At 40.7% G+C, this 16561-nt stretch carries 15 protein-coding genes; 10 read left to right on the top strand and 5 right to left on the bottom strand.

What is annotated here, in order from left to right; translation table 11 throughout:
- Window positions 1-16: 16 nt before the first annotated feature.
- The 3 genes from T391_RS0103545 to typA are packed head-to-tail and all read right to left on the bottom strand — an operon-like array spanning window position 17 to window position 4840.
- Window positions 17-2383 carry a ribonucleoside-diphosphate reductase subunit alpha gene (locus tag T391_RS0103545; protein WP_027327181.1) on the bottom strand — a complete coding sequence of 789 codons (2367 nt, stop codon included), beginning with the start codon at window positions 2381-2383 and terminating at the stop codon, window positions 17-19.
- Between the two features lie 15 nt (window positions 2384-2398).
- The gene (locus T391_RS0103540; protein ID WP_027327180.1) at window positions 2399-3010 is read right to left on the bottom strand and encodes an NAD(P)H-dependent oxidoreductase; all 612 of its coding nucleotides are present in this window, start codon (window positions 3008-3010) and stop codon (window positions 2399-2401) included.
- 27 nt (window positions 3011-3037) lie between these two features.
- The gene (gene typA, locus T391_RS0103535) at window positions 3038-4840 is read right to left on the bottom strand and encodes a translational GTPase TypA (RefSeq protein WP_027327179.1); all 1803 of its coding nucleotides are present in this window, start codon (window positions 4838-4840) and stop codon (window positions 3038-3040) included.
- A 192-nt stretch (window positions 4841-5032) separates the two neighbouring features.
- Here typA and fliK point away from each other — a divergent pair, with 192 nt between their 5' ends.
- The 5 genes from fliK to T391_RS0103510 all read left to right on the top strand — a co-directional run bounded on the left by fliK (window position 5033) and on the right by T391_RS0103510 (window position 10750).
- Entirely contained in the window at window positions 5033-6346 is a 1314-nt protein-coding gene (gene fliK / locus T391_RS0103530; protein WP_027327178.1) for a flagellar hook-length control protein FliK, read from the top strand.
- A 12-nt stretch (window positions 6347-6358) separates the two neighbouring features.
- A complete protein-coding gene (gene flgD, locus T391_RS07855; protein WP_084340110.1) occupies window positions 6359-7264 on the top strand; it encodes a flagellar hook assembly protein FlgD in 906 nt (301 codons plus the stop codon).
- The gene (locus T391_RS0103520) at window positions 7261-9441 is read left to right on the top strand and encodes a flagellar hook-basal body complex protein (RefSeq protein ID WP_027327177.1); all 2181 of its coding nucleotides are present in this window, start codon (window positions 7261-7263) and stop codon (window positions 9439-9441) included. Before flgD ends, T391_RS0103520 begins: the two co-directional genes overlap by 4 nt.
- Window positions 9442-9541: 100 nt before the next feature.
- Window positions 9542-10021: a DUF4136 domain-containing protein gene (locus T391_RS0103515; RefSeq protein WP_027327176.1), complete on the top strand. Its 480-nt coding sequence runs from the start codon at window positions 9542-9544 to the stop codon at window positions 10019-10021.
- A 3-nt stretch (window positions 10022-10024) separates the two neighbouring features.
- Window positions 10025-10750 carry a hypothetical protein gene (locus tag T391_RS0103510; RefSeq protein WP_027327175.1) on the top strand — a complete coding sequence of 242 codons (726 nt, stop codon included), beginning with the start codon at window positions 10025-10027 and terminating at the stop codon, window positions 10748-10750.
- A 32-nt stretch (window positions 10751-10782) separates the two neighbouring features.
- Here T391_RS0103510 and T391_RS0103505 read toward each other — a convergent pair whose 3' ends face one another.
- Both T391_RS0103505 and T391_RS0103500 read right to left on the bottom strand, forming a co-directional pair.
- A complete protein-coding gene (locus tag T391_RS0103505; protein ID WP_027327174.1) occupies window positions 10783-11901 on the bottom strand; it encodes a metallophosphoesterase in 1119 nt (372 codons plus the stop codon).
- Complete coding sequence (locus T391_RS0103500; RefSeq protein ID WP_027327173.1) at window positions 11894-13084, bottom strand: aspartate aminotransferase family protein; 1191 nt, start codon at window positions 13082-13084, stop codon at window positions 11894-11896. The genes T391_RS0103505 and T391_RS0103500 overlap by 8 nt, the downstream gene beginning before the upstream one ends.
- 56 nt (window positions 13085-13140) lie before the next feature.
- On the opposite strand from T391_RS0103500, the gene T391_RS0103495 reads away from it, so the two are divergent.
- From T391_RS0103495 to motB, 5 genes are read left to right on the top strand one after another with little or no spacing between them, the layout of a single operon-like run.
- Window positions 13141-13743, top strand: coding sequence for an MBL fold metallo-hydrolase (locus tag T391_RS0103495; protein ID WP_027327172.1), 603 nt, complete (start codon window positions 13141-13143; stop codon window positions 13741-13743).
- Window positions 13744-13752: 9 nt separating this feature from the next.
- Complete coding sequence (locus tag T391_RS0103490; RefSeq protein ID WP_027327171.1) at window positions 13753-14526, top strand: HesA/MoeB/ThiF family protein; 774 nt, start codon at window positions 13753-13755, stop codon at window positions 14524-14526.
- Window positions 14517-14942 carry a M67 family metallopeptidase gene (locus T391_RS07850; RefSeq protein WP_051420576.1) on the top strand — a complete coding sequence of 142 codons (426 nt, stop codon included), beginning with the start codon at window positions 14517-14519 and terminating at the stop codon, window positions 14940-14942. The genes T391_RS0103490 and T391_RS07850 overlap by 10 nt, the downstream gene beginning before the upstream one ends.
- Before the next feature lie 48 nt (window positions 14943-14990).
- Window positions 14991-15761 carry a flagellar motor stator protein MotA gene (motA, locus tag T391_RS0103480; RefSeq protein ID WP_027327170.1) on the top strand — a complete coding sequence of 257 codons (771 nt, stop codon included), beginning with the start codon at window positions 14991-14993 and terminating at the stop codon, window positions 15759-15761.
- Window positions 15762-15769: 8 nt separating this feature from the next.
- Window positions 15770-16525, top strand: coding sequence for a flagellar motor protein MotB (gene motB / locus T391_RS0103475; RefSeq protein WP_027327169.1), 756 nt, complete (start codon window positions 15770-15772; stop codon window positions 16523-16525).
- Window positions 16526-16561: the final 36 nt, after the last annotated feature.

Here is a 16561-nt window from a genome sequence, read left to right as displayed (position 1 = left end):
CAAGACCAAATAAAAACTACTGGCAATTCACACATTCCACACTTCGATCCATCACCTGCTCTTGTGCATCAGGACTTTGACTTCTTAGATAATAAGTGGATTTAAGACCCAGTTTCCATGCAAGCATATAAATATCATTGAGCAGTTTTCCACTCGCACGATCAAGACGCATAAAAATATTCACACTCTGCCCTTGATCTACCCACTTTTGACGCACAGCAGCTGCACGGATAAGATCCATCTGATCCAAATCATACGCACTCACATAATAGTTCCAAGTCTCTAGGTTAAGATTTGGCACCACTACAGGCACAAGTCCTGAGAGATTTTCTTCAAACCATTTGCGCTTATAAACAGGCTCGATTGTTTGTGTCGTGCCCACAAGGATCGAGATAGAACTAGTAGGAGCGATCGCCATAAGATAGCCATTTCTCATCCCCTGATTTTTTACTTTTTCTCGCAAAGATTCCCAATCACAGGAGCTTCCAAAAAGCCCTCCACGATCTACAAGTCTAAGTGCTTCCTTGTTGGCCACATCAATAGGGAAAATCCCCTTACTCCAATTTGATCCTTCAAATTGAGGATAGATTCCTTTCTCTTTTGCCAAATCAGAGCTAGCAGAGATTGCATTGAAGCTGATCATCTCCATCACCTCATCAATTCTCTCCAAATGCTCAGCGCTCCCCCAAGTGATTTTTTCACTTGCTAGCATCTCTGCCTCTCCCATAACTCCTAGTCCAATCGCTCGGTTTTGTGCATTGGTTACACGCACTTTGCGATTGGGATAAAAATTGAGATCGATGACATTATCCAAGATTCGCACAGCAATGGGCACAACTCGCTCAATATCTTCTTGAGTATTGATTTTGCTTAGATTGACACTTGCAAGATTGCACACAGCAGTCAATCCATCACGCTGAATCCTTTGAGTGATAAAAATCTTTTTTCCATTTAAAGAATCAATACTTGTAAGCTTATTGGCTTTCTTTGTGATGCCACCATCTGTCGTGATCTCCTCAAACTCTTCAAACTCCTGCTTACTTCCATCCTCAAATTCCACTTCCACAAAATACTTGCTAGGTATTGTGTTTTGAAAAATCTCTGTGCAAAGATTTGAGCTTCTAATGATTCCCGCATGAGCATTAGGATTGGCACGATTGGCATTGTCTTTGAAAGCCAAAAATGGAAGTCCTGATTCAAAGTAGTTTGTCAGAATCTTTTTCCACAATTCTTTGGCCGCTATATGCTCTTTGAGGACATTTGGATTGTTTTCATACTCAAGATACTTGGCTTCAAATTCTTCCCCATATAGCTCAGTGAGCTCTGGGCACTCATAAGGATCAAAGAGCGTCCATTGTGCATTTTCTTCCACTCTCTTCATAAAAAGATCACAAATCCAAACAGCTGGGAAAAGATCATGCGTCCTTCTTCTCTCTTCACCGCTATTTTTTCGCAAATCAATAAAATCAAAAATATCAGTATGCCAGACTTCTAAATAAGTCGCGATCGCTCCCTTTCTAGTCCCTAGCTGATCGACTGCGATGGCTACATCATTAGCAATCTTTAAAAATGGCACAACCCCTCCAGCAGCATTCTTGTGCCCATCAATAAAACTTCCAAGTCCCCTCACCTTGCTAAAATCCCACCCAATTCCCCCTCCATATTTACTCAAAAGTGCCATTTCTTTGTAGGCATCAAAGATTCCCTCAATATTATCAGGTGTACTTCCAATATAACAAGAACTAAGCTGATGACGGGTAGTGCGACCATTGGCTAGAGTTGGAGTGGCAGTCACGACCTCAAACTTTGAAATCACATCATAAAATTTGATCGCCCATTCATTGGGATTGTTCTCTTTTTGAGCCAAAAACATCGCCAATGCCATAAACATATGCTGAGGCAATTCAATAGGGTAATTTTTGGAATCTTTGAGCAAATAGCGATCATAAAGAGTTTTGATTCCCAAGTAATTAAACTGCAAATCTCGCTTTGGATCGATGTGTGAGTGAAGTAGATCTAAATCAAATTTTTCCTTAAATCCTTTGAGGATCTTCCCCTCATTTTCCCCTTTTTCCAAATATTCTCTTAAATGTTTATAGCCTGTAAATCCACTAACTTTGTGATAAAGATCATAGAGAAAGAGTCTTGCAGCCACAAATGTCCAATTAGGTGTATCCACATCAATTTTATCTACAGCGGTTTTGATCAATGTTTGTTGGATTTCCTCTGTTGTGATGAGATCTTTGAAATGAAGCTTGGCATCGACCTCAAGCTCACTTTGGCTCACACCCTCCAAATCTGCCACAGCATCGGCTGTGTATTTTTGAATCTTGGTCACATCCAATGTCTCAATTCTTCCACTTCTCTTCACAACTCGCAACATTCTCTTCTCCTCCAACTATTCTAAAAACTCAACGATTTCATCCAAGGCTTGGCGATGCTTTGCTTTGGGTTCATTCAAACGATAACCAAAACACACAAGCAGAGCCACACGCTCCTCTTGAGGATTGATCTCCAATGCCTCCTCTACTTTTTCCCGCTCAAATCCTTCAAGATAACAAGAATCAATCCCCAAATACGCTGCACAATTCACCATCGAGCTTGCCATCAAATAGGCTTGCTTCATACTCCAATCCTCGATTTCTTTGCGTGATTTGAAATTTTCTTTTTGAAAATCTTCAAGGCGTTTCATATAGCGCTCATCTAGCCCTCGTCTCTGCATCGATTCTTCAATATATTGGGATGGGGCGATAATGTCTTTGACCCTAGATTTAAACACCACAAGCTCACTGCAAGTGGGGATTTGTTTTTGATTCCAGCAAAGAGGCTGAATTGTATTTTTAAGCTCTTGAGATCGAATCACCAAAAGGCGGGTATGCTCTAGTCCAAAAGAGCTAGGAGTAAGCCTACCAGCCTCTAGGATCTGATCAAACTGCTCACTTGGAATCTTCTTGGTTTCATCAAAAATTTTACACGCATGGGCAAACTTCATCGCCTCCAAAAACTTCATACTTTCTCCTTATTTGATTTGTAGTTTTTACTTTTTGGCCATTCTCTTGCGTTGATTTGGATCTAAATATTTTTTGCGGATTCGGATATTGATAGGTGTGATTTCCAAAATCTCATCATCCTCAATCCACTCCAATGCTCTCTCCAATGTGAGCTCTCTTGGTGGGACAAGCTTGATAGCATCATCGCTCCCACTTGCCCTCATATTGGTCAAATGCTTAGATTTGATGGGATTGACATCCAAATCATTATCGCGACTATGCTCACCAATCACCATTCCCACATATACTTTGGTTTGTGGCTGGATAAAAAGCACACCGCGCTCTTGAATATTGAAAAGTGAAAATGCTGTTGCATCTCCATTCTCCATAGAAATCAGTGCTCCATTGCTCCTGCTCTCCACGCTTCCACTAAAAGCTCTAAATTCCAAAAATGAGTGATTCATCACTCCCTCACCCTTTGTATCTGTCAAAAACTCACTACGATACCCAATCAGACCACGAGCTGGGATTTCAAACTCCAATCTTGTATAGCCATCTCCCATCGGATTCATAGCCTTCATCTCAGCCTTGCGTCGTCCAAGTTTTTCGATGATTGCTCCACTGAAATCTTGAGGCGTGTCAATCACTAGATGCTCAAATGGCTCCATTTTCACACCATTTTCTTCCTTGACAATGACTTCTGGACGCGAGATGCTAAACTCAAACCCCTCTCTTCGCAAATTCTCTGCCAAGATTGTGATCTGAAGCTCACCACGACCGCTGACTTTGAATTTCCCCTCACCCATTTCCTCACATCGCATAGCGATATTTGTCTGCATCTCTTTGAGCAATCTATCTTTGATTTTGTTGGCTGTGACATGCTTGCCTTCTAGCCCAGCCAAAGGAGAATCATTGACAGCAAAATACACACTCATCGTAGGCTCTTCTAAATGCATAGGATCTAGAGGCATTGGATTATTTGGATCCACTAGAGAATCTCCCACATCAATAGCATTGAATCCTGCAACTGCGACAATATCTCCTGCTTCTGCGCTCTCAATCTCTGTCCTTGCAAGTCCCAAAAATCCAATCAACTTAGTGATTCTTCCACTCTCCTTGCTTCCATCGCTTTTGGCAAGCATCACTGTTTCACCCTTTTTCACGCGCCCATTAAACACCCTTGCAATCCCAATCTTTCCGACATAATTATCATAATCAAGGGTAAAAATCTGCATCTGTAATGGATTTTCAGCTTTTCCCTCGGGTGCTGGGACATACTCCAAAATCGCCTCAAATAATGGCTCAAGATTTTTCTTCTCATCATCAAGATTTTTGATCGCATATCCATCTCTAGCTGCTGCATAAACCACAGGAAAGTCAAGCTGAGTATCATTGGCATCCATTGCCACAAAAAGATCAAATACCTCATCTACCACACGATCAGGCTCTGCTGCAGGCTTATCGATCTTATTCACAACAACAATTGGACGGATTCCAAAGCTTAGTGCCTTTTTGACCACAAATTTTGTCTGAGGCATCACCCCCTCTTGTGCATCCACAAGAAGCAATACCCCATCCACCATCTTAAGCACTCGCTCAACTTCCCCACCAAAATCAGCATGTCCAGGAGTGTCAATAATATTGATTTTTGTCCCCTTATAATGAATGGCTGTATTTTTAGAAAGAATCGTGATCCCCCGCTCTCTTTCCAAGTCATTGCTATCCATCACTCTCTCATCTACCTGTTCATGAGAACTAAAGGTTCCCGACTGGCTCAAAAGCCCATCAACTAGAGTTGTTTTTCCATGATCTACATGTGCGATTACTGCGATATTTCTGATATTTTGCATGTGACTCCGATGTCCAAAATTTAGTCAATAAAGCTTGAAATTTTAATCAAAACAGAACAAATTTAAATCCAAAATAATTCAAGTAATCCAGAGTCAAGTGATGAAAAAAATTCTTTTCAATCAAGGGGAATCTGTTGGGAATGTGTTTTGCTTATATAACTCCAAACAATACCAATTTATGAAGGACAACCCATGACTTCAAGCCCTCTTCAAATCTCTGTCTTACCTCAACCCAAAAAAGGCAAGAAAACTAGCAAATCTAAATCTATTTTGCCCATGATCCAGCAGCAAAATAAAAGCAAAGGCAAAATCAAAGAATCAAATTTCGCTCAAGTCCTTCTTCAACATCCACTCAATCCATCCAAAACACAAGAAATCCAAAACAAAGCAACACCGACAAATCTCAAAATCTCCAAATCCAAAACTTCTCTATCATCACAATCCACACAAATATCTCCCACCCAAAAGCAACTCCTCACTCAAAGCAAACTCCAGCTTCAAACTCCATCCCCAAAACCAGAAACTCAACACAATCTCAAAGAGGCACTAACCCTCAAACCCAAAAGCTCATCAAGAACTCTGCGTGATATTCAAAAAATAACACAAGATCACCAGCTCAACCTCACTAAGCTTGAAACCTCCTCCACCCAAAATAATCAAACAAAACCCAAAAAAGTGCGAGGAAAAACTCCTCAAATCAAACCTCAAGAAAATCCACAAAATATGATTCAAACCTCACCACACATCACGCAAAAAGTCCAAAAAAACACCCAAACATCCCAGATTTCCACACTCACAGAATCTTCTAATAAATCCAAACAAAGAATAGCTGCCACTCATTTCAAACCATCCATTCAAACTCACACAAACGAACACAGCAATTCTCAAATCCAAAATACTCAGTCCAATCTTCCCACACAGCCCATCCAAACCTCACAACCTACCCAATTCCCACTCTCCAAAGAGGGGACATTGGCTGCCTTATTGGCTCAAAAATCTCAAAATGACGAAATAAAAGCAGAAGAAAAGATCGAAGATAAAAAAAATGAAAAAACACAAGATCTAGTTTTAAGTGAAGCCAAAAGGGATACACAGCACAAAATCGCTCAAAGCAGAGAAACACTCAACCACTTCACGCAACGCCTAAGAGAAGAGATTGCCAACTACAAACCTCCATTTACAAAGCTTTCTATGGAGCTCAATCCACAAGAGCTCGGAAAACTTGAGGTCACCATCACCAAAAAAGGCAAAGAGCTTCAAGTCAATATCAATGCCAACAACACCAATGCACTACAAACCTTTATCCAAAATCAAAATGAGTTTAGAACCACTCTTGCCAATGCGGGATTTAGCAATGTAGAGCTTAATTTCTCTCAAGGCGATTCTCAAAAACAAAAAAACCAACAAGAAGAGCAGAATCAAAAAGGGAACAAAAATAGCTTAGAAAATCTCAATGAGACTCCATTGGCACAATCTATGGAGATCAAAATGGTGCAATACGCATAAAAAAGGATTTTTATGACAGAAACAATTTCAAAGCCTGCAACCCCTCCTTTGAACAATCCAGTCAAAGAAGAGCAGATTCAGACCAAAAAACCGCTAGAGCAGCCCAATGCCCTAGCCAAACTCACTGGCCAAGATATCAAAGAAGCTGAAAAGAAAAAAAATCAGCGCAATATCAATGAGCTAGACAATGATGCATTTATGAAATTGTTTCTCGAACAACTCAAAAATCAAGATCCAACCGCACCAATGGAGACAGATAAAATCATCACACAAACTGCTCAACTCACACAAGTAGAGATGATGGAACAAAATAAAAAAACTATGATGGAAGTCGCAGATGCGATGAAATCCACCAAGGAAGTCAATGAGGAACTCAAAAAATTCCAAGAAGCCTTTAAGGCAAGTTTGGAAGGGCTTGATAAGGGCATAGGAGAGAGTGCAAAGGCTAGTGATTCTATGACTCAAATGTCTTCTTTCAACACTGTAGCAATGATTGGAAAAATCGCTGAAACTGATGTGTTTGGAATCACGCTAGAGAAAGAAGGGAAGGCTGATTTTAGTCTCTATTTTGATGAGCCAATTGATGCCTCAAAAGGAAAGCCAATGATTAGTATTCTAGATGAGAAGGGGAATCTTGTCGCAAGTATTGATCTAAAAGACAAAAATGGAGAAAAGGGATATATCAATTTCAGCTGGGATGGCAAGCAAAAAAATGGAAATCAAGCCCAAGAGGGGACATACACAATCAAAGCTGATTACAACCTAAATGAAAAAACAGGAGAATATCATCATGCAAGAGTTGGCAGAGGTGAAGTGCAAAGTGTTATTTTCCAAAATGGAAAACCTATGCTAAGGATGGGAGAGCTCATCGTCCCCATCCAATCAGCCCTAGAATTTTATGAAAAGAGTTCATCATGAATGGAACAATCCTAAATTCCTATAGCGGAATCAAAACTCACCAATTTGGCCTTGATAGCGTCTCAAACAATATCGCCAATGTCAATACAACAGGCTATCGCGAGAGTCGCCCAGAGTTTGAAACCCTCATGGCTCCAAAAGCTTTAGGGAATGGACCAACAAGCAATGAGGTCAATATGGGTGTCACCGCAGCATCCAATGCCATCTCAACCCAAAATGGAAGCTATAGAGCTAGTGGAGGAGAATTTGATCTTGCTTATCAGGGCAAGGGATGGTTTGTCGTAGGGGAAAATAAAGATGGGGAAATGGAAGTCAAAAAAAATGGATTCACTCAAAAACAAGAGAATTTTTTCACACGAGATGGGAGCTTCAGTAAAGATGCTCAAGGATATCTTGTCAATTCCAAAGGATATTATGTCTATGGGGTCAATCTTGGAAAAATTCAAGATGGAGACTTTGTATCTTCTCCTAAAGATGATGAGAAAAATCTTGCCTCTGATAAACTCTCTCCACTTCAGATTCCTCAAAACCTCCGTTTTAAGCCTATTGAAACCACAGAAGTCAATCTTGGAATCAATCTCAATAAAACTCAAAATCCCACGAATGCTTATGGCACATTTGTTCAAGATGGAAAATTAGACGAATCTAGAATGCTCAATGCTGATGTCAATATTTTCTTTGCCAATCAAAAATCTCTTGATTCTGAGATCAACAATGAAGCCAACATCACCCTTACAGATAATGAAGGCAAACAACAAACTTATACTTTTTATTATGGAGATGGAAAAGAAAATTCTTTTAGAACATTGGGGGAACTCAAAACCCTCATCAAAGACAAAACTGGTCTAGATCTCAAAATTGCCATCCAAGATCAAAATACAAAAAATCCAACCCTCAACATCCAGCTCTCCAGTCCAGCACTTTTGCAAGATGGCATCCAAACAAGTGGGAGTTTCTTTGATAGTCTTGGTATGAGCGAGACAAAAGAGAGCAGAATCAAACCCATCACGCCCTATAGCCCAAACCAAAGCTATAAGCCAAACGAGCTAGTCTCCTATCTTGGAATCACTTTTAGAAAACTAAATGAAAATGAAAATTCAAACCCCATCAACAACTCCTCAGATTGGGAAGTCATAGACACAGAAAATATCAAAACATTTGATGGAAGCAAAACCTACACAGCTGGAGATGTGATCAAGCGTGATGGCAATGTGTATCTCTTAAATGATCAAAATCAATTCATCAAAATTAGTCAAGAAAAAAGCTTTCAATTCCCAACCTACAACCCCCAAGATCAATATGGTCAAGATACCTTTGTCGCTTTTGATGGCAAGCTCTATCAACGCATCGCAGAAACAGGCAACTCAAACCCAGCCCAAGATCCCAGCTCTTGGAAAGAGATCTCTCTTGGAACTATCTCAAGCAAACCCATTGAAGTCCCTCATTACACAAGCACTGTTGATATCTATGATGGAGATGGAAAAAAATACCATCTCATCAGTGAATATAGTCTGATTGAAGGATTGGATTTGGCAAGTCAAAACAACCAAAAATGGGAAGTAAAAAGCTATATCCAAGATATAGCCAGTGGCAATAAAGTCGGTGAGACAATCACGCATTCTATCTCCTTTGATCAGGACAACATCCCTACAGCAGATCCCATCGAGATTCCATTCAAAGGGAAAAAAATCTCTTATGACATTTCAGGGGATGGCAAGAGAAAAAGCACTAATGAACTCTATAGTGATTCCAAAATTTCTTCATATGAGCAAAATGGAAATCCAGAGGGAAGTCTTGAGAAAGTCAATATCAATGATAATGGTGTCATTTTGCTCAAATTTAGCAATGGCAAGCAAGAAGCGATGGGAAGGATTGGGATTGTTGCTTTTACCAATGATCAGGGGCTTGGCAAAATGGGAGGCAATCTCTTTGGACTTGAGAGCACGCTCATCGGTGGAGAAAAACAACTCAAAAGTGGGAATCCTATCCTAGGATGGAATGAGCAGGGAAATCTCACAATGGGCAATATCAAACAAGGCTATCTTGAGACAAGCAATGTCGATATCGGTAATGCCCTCACAGAGCTCATCTTGATGCAAAGAGGGTATTCCATGAATGCCAAAAGCTTCACTACAGGGGATGAAATGATCAAAGAGGCGATCAATCTTAAAAGATAAGAATCTCATTTATTTTTGCTTTTTAGTCTTGACATATGGGGGGGGGGGGGTAAGCTATCCTACATATTTTGTTTTGTTTTGGTTTTGTAGGAGAGATGCGATGCGTCAATTTTGGTTTCTATTAACAATCCTTTTTGTCACAGGATGCGCGATCAAAGAACCTAAGTGGAATTATGTTGAGAATGTGAGGAAATACCAATTTGTATTTATTGCTCCAACCTCAACAAAAAATGTCAAGAGTGGATCCATGATTCCTGTGTATGGATTTGGATATGTCGGATCATCTCAAGGGCAGAGCCTAGATCCAAGACAAGCCATCGCCAATGAGTTGATGAAATATGGTTTCATCATCACTGATGATAAAGATGGAGAAAATACCCTTTATGTATCCTATGGGGAAGGAGGGGATGGATATTCTCCAGAAGTTTCCATCCAAATGACTGATCTAGCCAACAAAAAATTAGTCTATTCCTGCAGCGCTAGCGGAGGTTATGCCATGAGCATGGGAACCTCGACAGATAATTTCAAATATGCAATTTCTCAATGCCTTTTAGGACTAAAAGCTTATTTTAAGGAGTAGATTATGAAAAAATTTCTTGTCTTATTGATCCCTCTAGGAATCAGCACCCATCTTCTATCACAAGAATTATCCGATTCTTCAAATCATCTCAAAAATGAAACACACACAATCAATGAAGATATCCCAAGCCAACAAGATATCAATGAACTCAAAAAAACCACAAAACAATGGGGATGGTTTTTGGGACTAGGGGCTGGAGGCACATGGGGCTCAGATTATAGCTCTCATACCTTTTTTATGGCAAATTTCAATGGTGGTATCATCCTCCCTCATTCCCCAAGATATAGCTCTATTTTTTCCATAGATATTGGCATCACTCCATTAGAGATAACAGAATCACTCTATTATTACTATCCCATTTCTCAATACCTAAACACTCACTTCAAGGGCTATACACTTGACTTTACTCTCAACTACAATCTTAGCTACACACTCTATCAGTCAGATATTTATCAATCCGCCATTCTTGTTGGAATCGGATTAGGCGGACGACACATCAATCAAAAAGTGACTTTGACTGATGTTTCAAATGTCTCCACAACAAGCTCAGTTACAACTTTTATCATGAATTCAAACTTTGGATTTAGAAATATTTTTTCCAAAAATCATGCTTTGGATTTTGTAGTTAAGTTCAATGCATTGCAATCAGGAAGCACTGGAGATACCTCGATTTATAGCACATTTGGAAGTCTTTCATTTTTTGTTGCCTATACTTTTTTGAAATTCTGATTAACAAGCAATCACCCCTCAAGCAGATCACTTTAACCCCTAAACTCAAAATAAGTGATCTCTGCCCTAGAGCCCACTCTCATAGGAGGACCCCAGAATCCACTTCCACGATTGACATAGATCTGAGTTGTTGTTGTGTGCTGATAAAGTCCTGCTAAATAAGGCTGATCTAATCGCACAAAGATTCCAAAAGGAAAGATCTGTCCCCCATGCGTATGCCCACTCAATATCAAATCAATCCCATCATCCTCCCCAATCTCTCGAGCAAATTTGGGCTGATGTGCAAGCAAAATCGTTGGCAGATGTTCATCTCTCTTGCTTAGAGCCTGTGCAAGATCGGGTTGTAAATCACCAAAACGCCTACCAAACAAATCATTCACCCCTGCCAAATTCACAAAATTTTTCCCATCTTTCTTGAGCACGATATTTTCATTTTTGAGCACATAAAATCCAAGCTTCTCAACAGCATCGATTACCTCATAAACCCCATGGAAAAATTCATGATTGCCAAGCACATAATACACACCAAGAGGAGCATTGAGCTTGCCAAGTGCACTCAAAGATTCTTGAAGATAAGCAACGCGTGTGTCGATGATATCCCCTGTGAGAAAAATCACACTTGCCCTAAGCTCCATCACGCTTCTAACGATCTCCTCCACCTCCATCTTGCCAATCAAGCCTCCGATATGCAGATCACTTATCTGAACTGCTGAGAATGGATGCTGCAACCCCTTGAGCACAAGATCAACTCTCTCAATCTTTGGCTTCATCCCTCCCTCAATCATCCCCCATCCCAAATAAGCCCCAGAAAGCACCCCACAAAACAATCCAGCCCCATCTTGCAATGTTTTACGACGCTTAAGCGAAAAGAAACTCAATCCAAGAAGAGCACGATAAAGCACCATCACCACAAAGAGAGCAAAGCATACACCAATACTAATTGAAGCCCAAAAATATACAGCTTGAGGCAATGCAAACTCATAGCGCCCTGCAAAATACACCAAAACTCCACAGAAATTGACAAGTATCCAAGCCCCAAGGATCCCGCGCACCCATCTTCTCTGAATCCATCTCTTAAAAAACAAAATATAGATTCCAAGATGCATCAGAGCAAAAATGCTCAATGCAACGACATAAAAAAGATTATTCATCTAAGCAAGCCAACAAATGCAATCTCTCAAACCCCTCATCAATTTCACATTCAGAAATTGTCAGTGGGGGTAAAAATCTCACGACATTTCTCCCAGAGCGCAACACAACAACACCAGCACAAAGTGCTTGGGAGATCACAGTTTGCTGTATTTGAGTGTCTCTAGCCTCTAGCCCACACATCAATCCTCTCCCCACCTTTTTCAAAAAAATATCAGATCGCTTAAGCAAACCCTCAAGCCTCTCCTCAAAAAGCTCAATTTTTGCTTGTAATTTCTTGCTATGGTATTCCTCTTCTAAGATCTCCAAAACCTCCAAAGCAACTCTTGAGCTGAGTGGATTCCCACCAAAAGTGCTTCCATGATCTCCTGCCACAAATACATTTTTGTGCGCACTCATAACAGCACCGATCGTGATACCTCCCCCCATCCCTTTGGCCAATGAAATCAAATCAGGCTGAATTCCATAAAGATGACTTGCTAGAAACTCCCCAGTGCGATATACCCCACTTTGGACCTCATCAACAAGAAGCAAAATTTGGTGCTGGCGCAAAAAAGCAGCCAACTCCCTCACCTCATCTTGAGGAAGAGCACAAATCCCTCCCTCACCTTGAATAAGCTCGATCATCACCCCACAAGTCTCATCATCGATTTTTTGATACACATCTTGAAGATTTTGAGCGATCACAAACCCATCAGGAAATGGTGCAAAATACTTATGATAAGCCTCCTGTCCCGTTGCTTTGAGTGTAGCAAGGGTGCGACCATGGAAGCTAGATTGCAATGTGATGATTTTGTAGCGTTTTTTAGGGAATCTGATCTCGCCATATTTGCGCGCAAGCTTGATCATCGCTTCATTGGCTTCAGCTCCAGAGTTTGCAAAAAACACATTCATATCCATCCTGCTTAGCTTGATGAGTTTTTGGGCAAGTAAGGCTTGATTGGGGATGTAGAACAGATTGGAAGTGTGGATTAGTTTTTGTGCTTGCTCACAGAGGACATTGATCATTCTTGGGTTGCCATAGCCCACACTATTGACCCCTATCCCACTCCCAAAATCAATATAATCCCTGCCCTCTACATCAAACAATCTCGCACCTTCCCCACGCTCAAATGCAACCTGCATCCTATGATAAGTGGGCATCACAAATTCATGATCTAGCGTCTGCACTTCATCAAGTTTCATCGCTCAACTCCTTGGTTTGCTAATATAATCCAAAAATTTTATCTCAAAGGAAAGCAATGGAGATTCTCAAAAAACCATTTGGAGACTATCAGACCAACTGCTATATCCTCAAAATGGAATGTGGAGAGCTTATCATCGACGCGGGTATGGGTGCGCATCGTTGGATCAAGCAAGAATGCAAAAACCCCCTAGCACTTCTTTGCACACATGGACATTTTGATCACATTTGGGACAATGCCAAAGTCAAATCACTTTTTCCTCATATCCCTCTAATTTGTCATGCAAATGATGCTTTTATGCTTGAGGGCGATTGCTTTGGCTTGGGACTTACCCCATCCTCCCCAGATCTCAAGCTTGAAGGGATCGAAAATGAGCTGAAATTCCAAGATTTCAATGTGAGATTTTTACTTTTTGCAGGACACACACCAGGGTGTTGCATGATCGAGGTCAATCACCATCTCTTCAGTGGAGATTTTATTTTCTATCATTGTATTGGGCGAAGTGATTTTGAGTATTCCAATCCTGCTGATATGAGAGAATCTCTTCAAAGATTCAAAACCTTCTCACCCAACCTTCCCATTCATCCTGGGCATGGAGAGGATACAGAAGTCACAGAAGAGCAGCGTCACATTGATTTTTGGATTGAAAGGACAAGATAAGGAGAGGAAATGCTAACAAGTGAAGAAAAAGCTCGCTATTCTCGCCACCTCATGCTAGAAGAAGTCGGCGAAGAAGGACAAGAAAAACTCAAAAATGCGCGTGTACTCATCATTGGATCAGGAGCCCTTGCAACACCCAATGCTCTGTATCTTGCTGGAGCTGGAATCGGGATGATTGGAGTGATGGATGATGATGTTGTGGATATTAGCAATCTGCATCGCCAAGTCATCTATCAAACCGATGATATCGGAAAATCCAAGGTTGAATGTGCCAAGGCAAGGATGCTTGCCCTCAATCCAGACATTCAAGTCCAAACTTATCCCAAGCGTTTTGATTTGAGCAATGCAAGAGAGATGATCAGAGATTATGATTTGATCTTGGATGCCACAGATAACTTTGTCTCCAAATTTCTCATCAACGATGCCTGTGTCTTGGAAAACAAACCCTTTATTCATGCTGGTGTGATGCGCTATTGTGGTCAGATTATGAGTGTGATCCCACACACAAGCGCTTGCCTTGGCTGCATCTTCCCTACTCCTCCTAGCAGTATGCAACTTTATAAAAATGGATTATTTGCCTCTATCACTGGACTTTTGGGATCAATTGCTGCAAGTGAGGTATTGAAATTCTTTACAGGTGTGGGAAAACCATTGATTGATTCTATTCTCAGTATCGATATCTCTTCGATGCATTTCTCCAAGCTCAAAATCTCAAAAAATCCAAATTGCCCCGTATGTGGCAAAAATGGCATCAAAGATATACGCAAAATCTCATGTGTCTAAAACTCTCCACACAACACTACCAAGCACTCCTAGAACATGCGACAAAAGATTCCAAACTAGAGTGCTGTGGATACTTACTTGGATACTCTCAACAAAACCAAAACATCCTTAATTCTATTTATCCGATGCGCAATGCCCACTCCTTTCCCCAAACCCATTTTGCCTTTGTACCACAGGAGCAACTCCAAGTTTTTCATCACTGCAAATCTCAAAATCTCCAAATCATTGGCATCTATCACTCCCACCCTTCCTCTCCTCCCATCCCCTCAAAAGAAGATTTGCGCTTTGCATACTTTGAAGAATTGAGTTTCTTGATCATTTCTTTGCAATATGGAATCAATCTTGCTTCCTATCGTATCAGCCACAACCACACAAGAGAAGAAAGAATTGAAATTCTTGGGAATTCTTTAAGGTAGAATTAGTGGTTTAGCTTCCAAAAATTAAGTTTTGCACAAAGAGGAAAAATGGATTTATCAACGATTTTGGGCATGATTTTGGCTGTGACCAGTATCTCTGTGGGTGATATCTTGGAGGGAGGGAATCCTCTGCATGTTATCCATCTTAGTTCGATTCTAATTGTGATTCCTACAGCATTATTTTCTGCAATGACTGGGACAAACTCAAAGTACATCAAAGCAGGATATAAAGAACTTAAAACCGTATTTGCTGCATCACCTGTGGATATTCCTGAGAAAATCAAGCTTCTTGTTGAGTTTTCAACTCTTGCAAGAAAAGATGGGGTTTTGGCTCTAGAATCTCGTGTCGCTCAGCTTGATGATGATTTTATGAGAGAGGCGCTGAGCATGATCATTGATGGGCGAGATGCACACTCTGTTAAAGAAGATATGGAGATTCAAATTGAGCAGATTGAAGAGTATTACCATGGAGCGGGTCATTATTGGATTTTGGCTGGTGAATCTTGTCCTGTATTTGGACTTGTAGGTGCTGTATTTGGATTGATGCTAGCCCTTCAACTCCTTGATAATCCTGCCAAGATGGCAGCAGGGATCGCTGGAGCTTTCACAGCGACAGTAACAGGAATCATGGGAGCATACGCGATTTTTACACCATGGGGCAATAAGATGATTGCCAAAAGCAAGGACATCATCAAAGAAAAGACTATGATCTTAGAAGGAGTGATTGGGATTGCCAATGGGGATAATCCAAGAAATCTTGAAGCCAAACTCTTTGGTTTCCTAGATCCTAGCCAACCTAAGATCTCTCAATTTAACTAGGATTAGTTATGGCAAAGAAAAAGAAGTGTCCTGAGTGTCCAGCAGGAGAGAAATGGGCTGTCCCTTATGCTGATTTTCTCTCATTGCTGCTCGCACTTTTTATCGCCCTATACGCAATCTCTGCGCAAAACACAGAAAAAATCAAAGCCCTCAAAGAAGAGTTTGTAAAAATTTTTGATTATGCCCCCAAACCAGAGCAGGCTCAACCCATCCTTCCTATCGCTCCAAACCCAGAAGATGGACTAGAAGATATGCGCGAACAGCAAGATGGAGGAGATATCTTCAAGCAACAATCTGAAGAGTCTCTTGCGGGTAAAATTCAGCAGGGAGGTATCCTTGAACAAGTTGAAGAAGGAGTTGTGCTCAAACTCCCGACAAACATTCTATTCCCTATCAATTCTGATAAGCTTGAAGACAAAGATTCTCTTTTGTTCTTGCAACGAATTGTAGAGATCATCAAACGCCTACCTCAAGGAATCAGAATCGATATCAGAGGCTTTGCCAATAATCCAAATATCACCAAAACACCCTATAAAACAGATTATGAGCTAGCCTCTGCACGAGCCTTATTTGTGATGAATACTCTCATCCAAAAAGGAATCAATCCACAACAGATTTTCTTCTCCTCTCAAGGAAGATTTGGCAAGCCAATTGAGGCAAAAAATGAAGAAGAACGATTGGCAAAAACTAATCGTGTCGAAATCTATTTTTTTGTAAGCGAGCAGCAAAGCCAACAAGCCAAAAATCTACTCAAAGGGATGTAACCCACCAAAGGGGGCTAGCTTACGAGATTATATAGC

The sequence above is a fragment of the Helicobacter pametensis ATCC 51478 genome (assembly GCF_000518225.1).
Classification (GTDB): Bacteria; Campylobacterota; Campylobacteria; order Campylobacterales; family Helicobacteraceae; genus Helicobacter_G; species Helicobacter_G pametensis.
This window is presented reverse-complemented; position numbering and strand designations above follow the sequence as displayed.

Bases quoted from the DNA above. Each gene is read 5' to 3' on its own strand.
- T391_RS0103545 (WP_027327181.1), bottom strand. From the start codon at position 2,383: ATGTTGCGAGTTGTGAAGAGAAGTGGAAGAATTGAGACATTGGATGTG.
- T391_RS0103540 (WP_027327180.1), bottom strand. From the start codon at position 3,010: ATGAAGTTTTTGGAGGCGATGAAGTTTGCCCATGCGTGTAAAATTTTT.
- typA (WP_027327179.1), bottom strand. From the start codon at position 4,840: ATGCAAAATATCAGAAATATCGCAGTAATCGCACATGTAGATCATGGA.
- fliK (WP_027327178.1), top strand. From the start codon at position 5,033: ATGACTTCAAGCCCTCTTCAAATCTCTGTCTTACCTCAACCCAAAAAA.
- flgD (WP_084340110.1), top strand. From the start codon at position 6,359: ATGACAGAAACAATTTCAAAGCCTGCAACCCCTCCTTTGAACAATCCA.
- T391_RS0103520 (WP_027327177.1), top strand. From the start codon at position 7,261: ATGAATGGAACAATCCTAAATTCCTATAGCGGAATCAAAACTCACCAA.
- T391_RS0103515 (WP_027327176.1), top strand. From the start codon at position 9,542: ATGCGTCAATTTTGGTTTCTATTAACAATCCTTTTTGTCACAGGATGC.
- T391_RS0103510 (WP_027327175.1), top strand. From the start codon at position 10,025: ATGAAAAAATTTCTTGTCTTATTGATCCCTCTAGGAATCAGCACCCAT.
- T391_RS0103505 (WP_027327174.1), bottom strand. From the start codon at position 11,901: ATGAATAATCTTTTTTATGTCGTTGCATTGAGCATTTTTGCTCTGATG.
- T391_RS0103500 (WP_027327173.1), bottom strand. From the start codon at position 13,084: ATGAAACTTGATGAAGTGCAGACGCTAGATCATGAATTTGTGATGCCC.
- T391_RS0103495 (WP_027327172.1), top strand. From the start codon at position 13,141: ATGGAGATTCTCAAAAAACCATTTGGAGACTATCAGACCAACTGCTAT.
- T391_RS0103490 (WP_027327171.1), top strand. From the start codon at position 13,753: ATGCTAACAAGTGAAGAAAAAGCTCGCTATTCTCGCCACCTCATGCTA.
- T391_RS07850 (WP_051420576.1), top strand. From the start codon at position 14,517: ATGTGTCTAAAACTCTCCACACAACACTACCAAGCACTCCTAGAACAT.
- motA (WP_027327170.1), top strand. From the start codon at position 14,991: ATGGATTTATCAACGATTTTGGGCATGATTTTGGCTGTGACCAGTATC.
- motB (WP_027327169.1), top strand. From the start codon at position 15,770: ATGGCAAAGAAAAAGAAGTGTCCTGAGTGTCCAGCAGGAGAGAAATGG.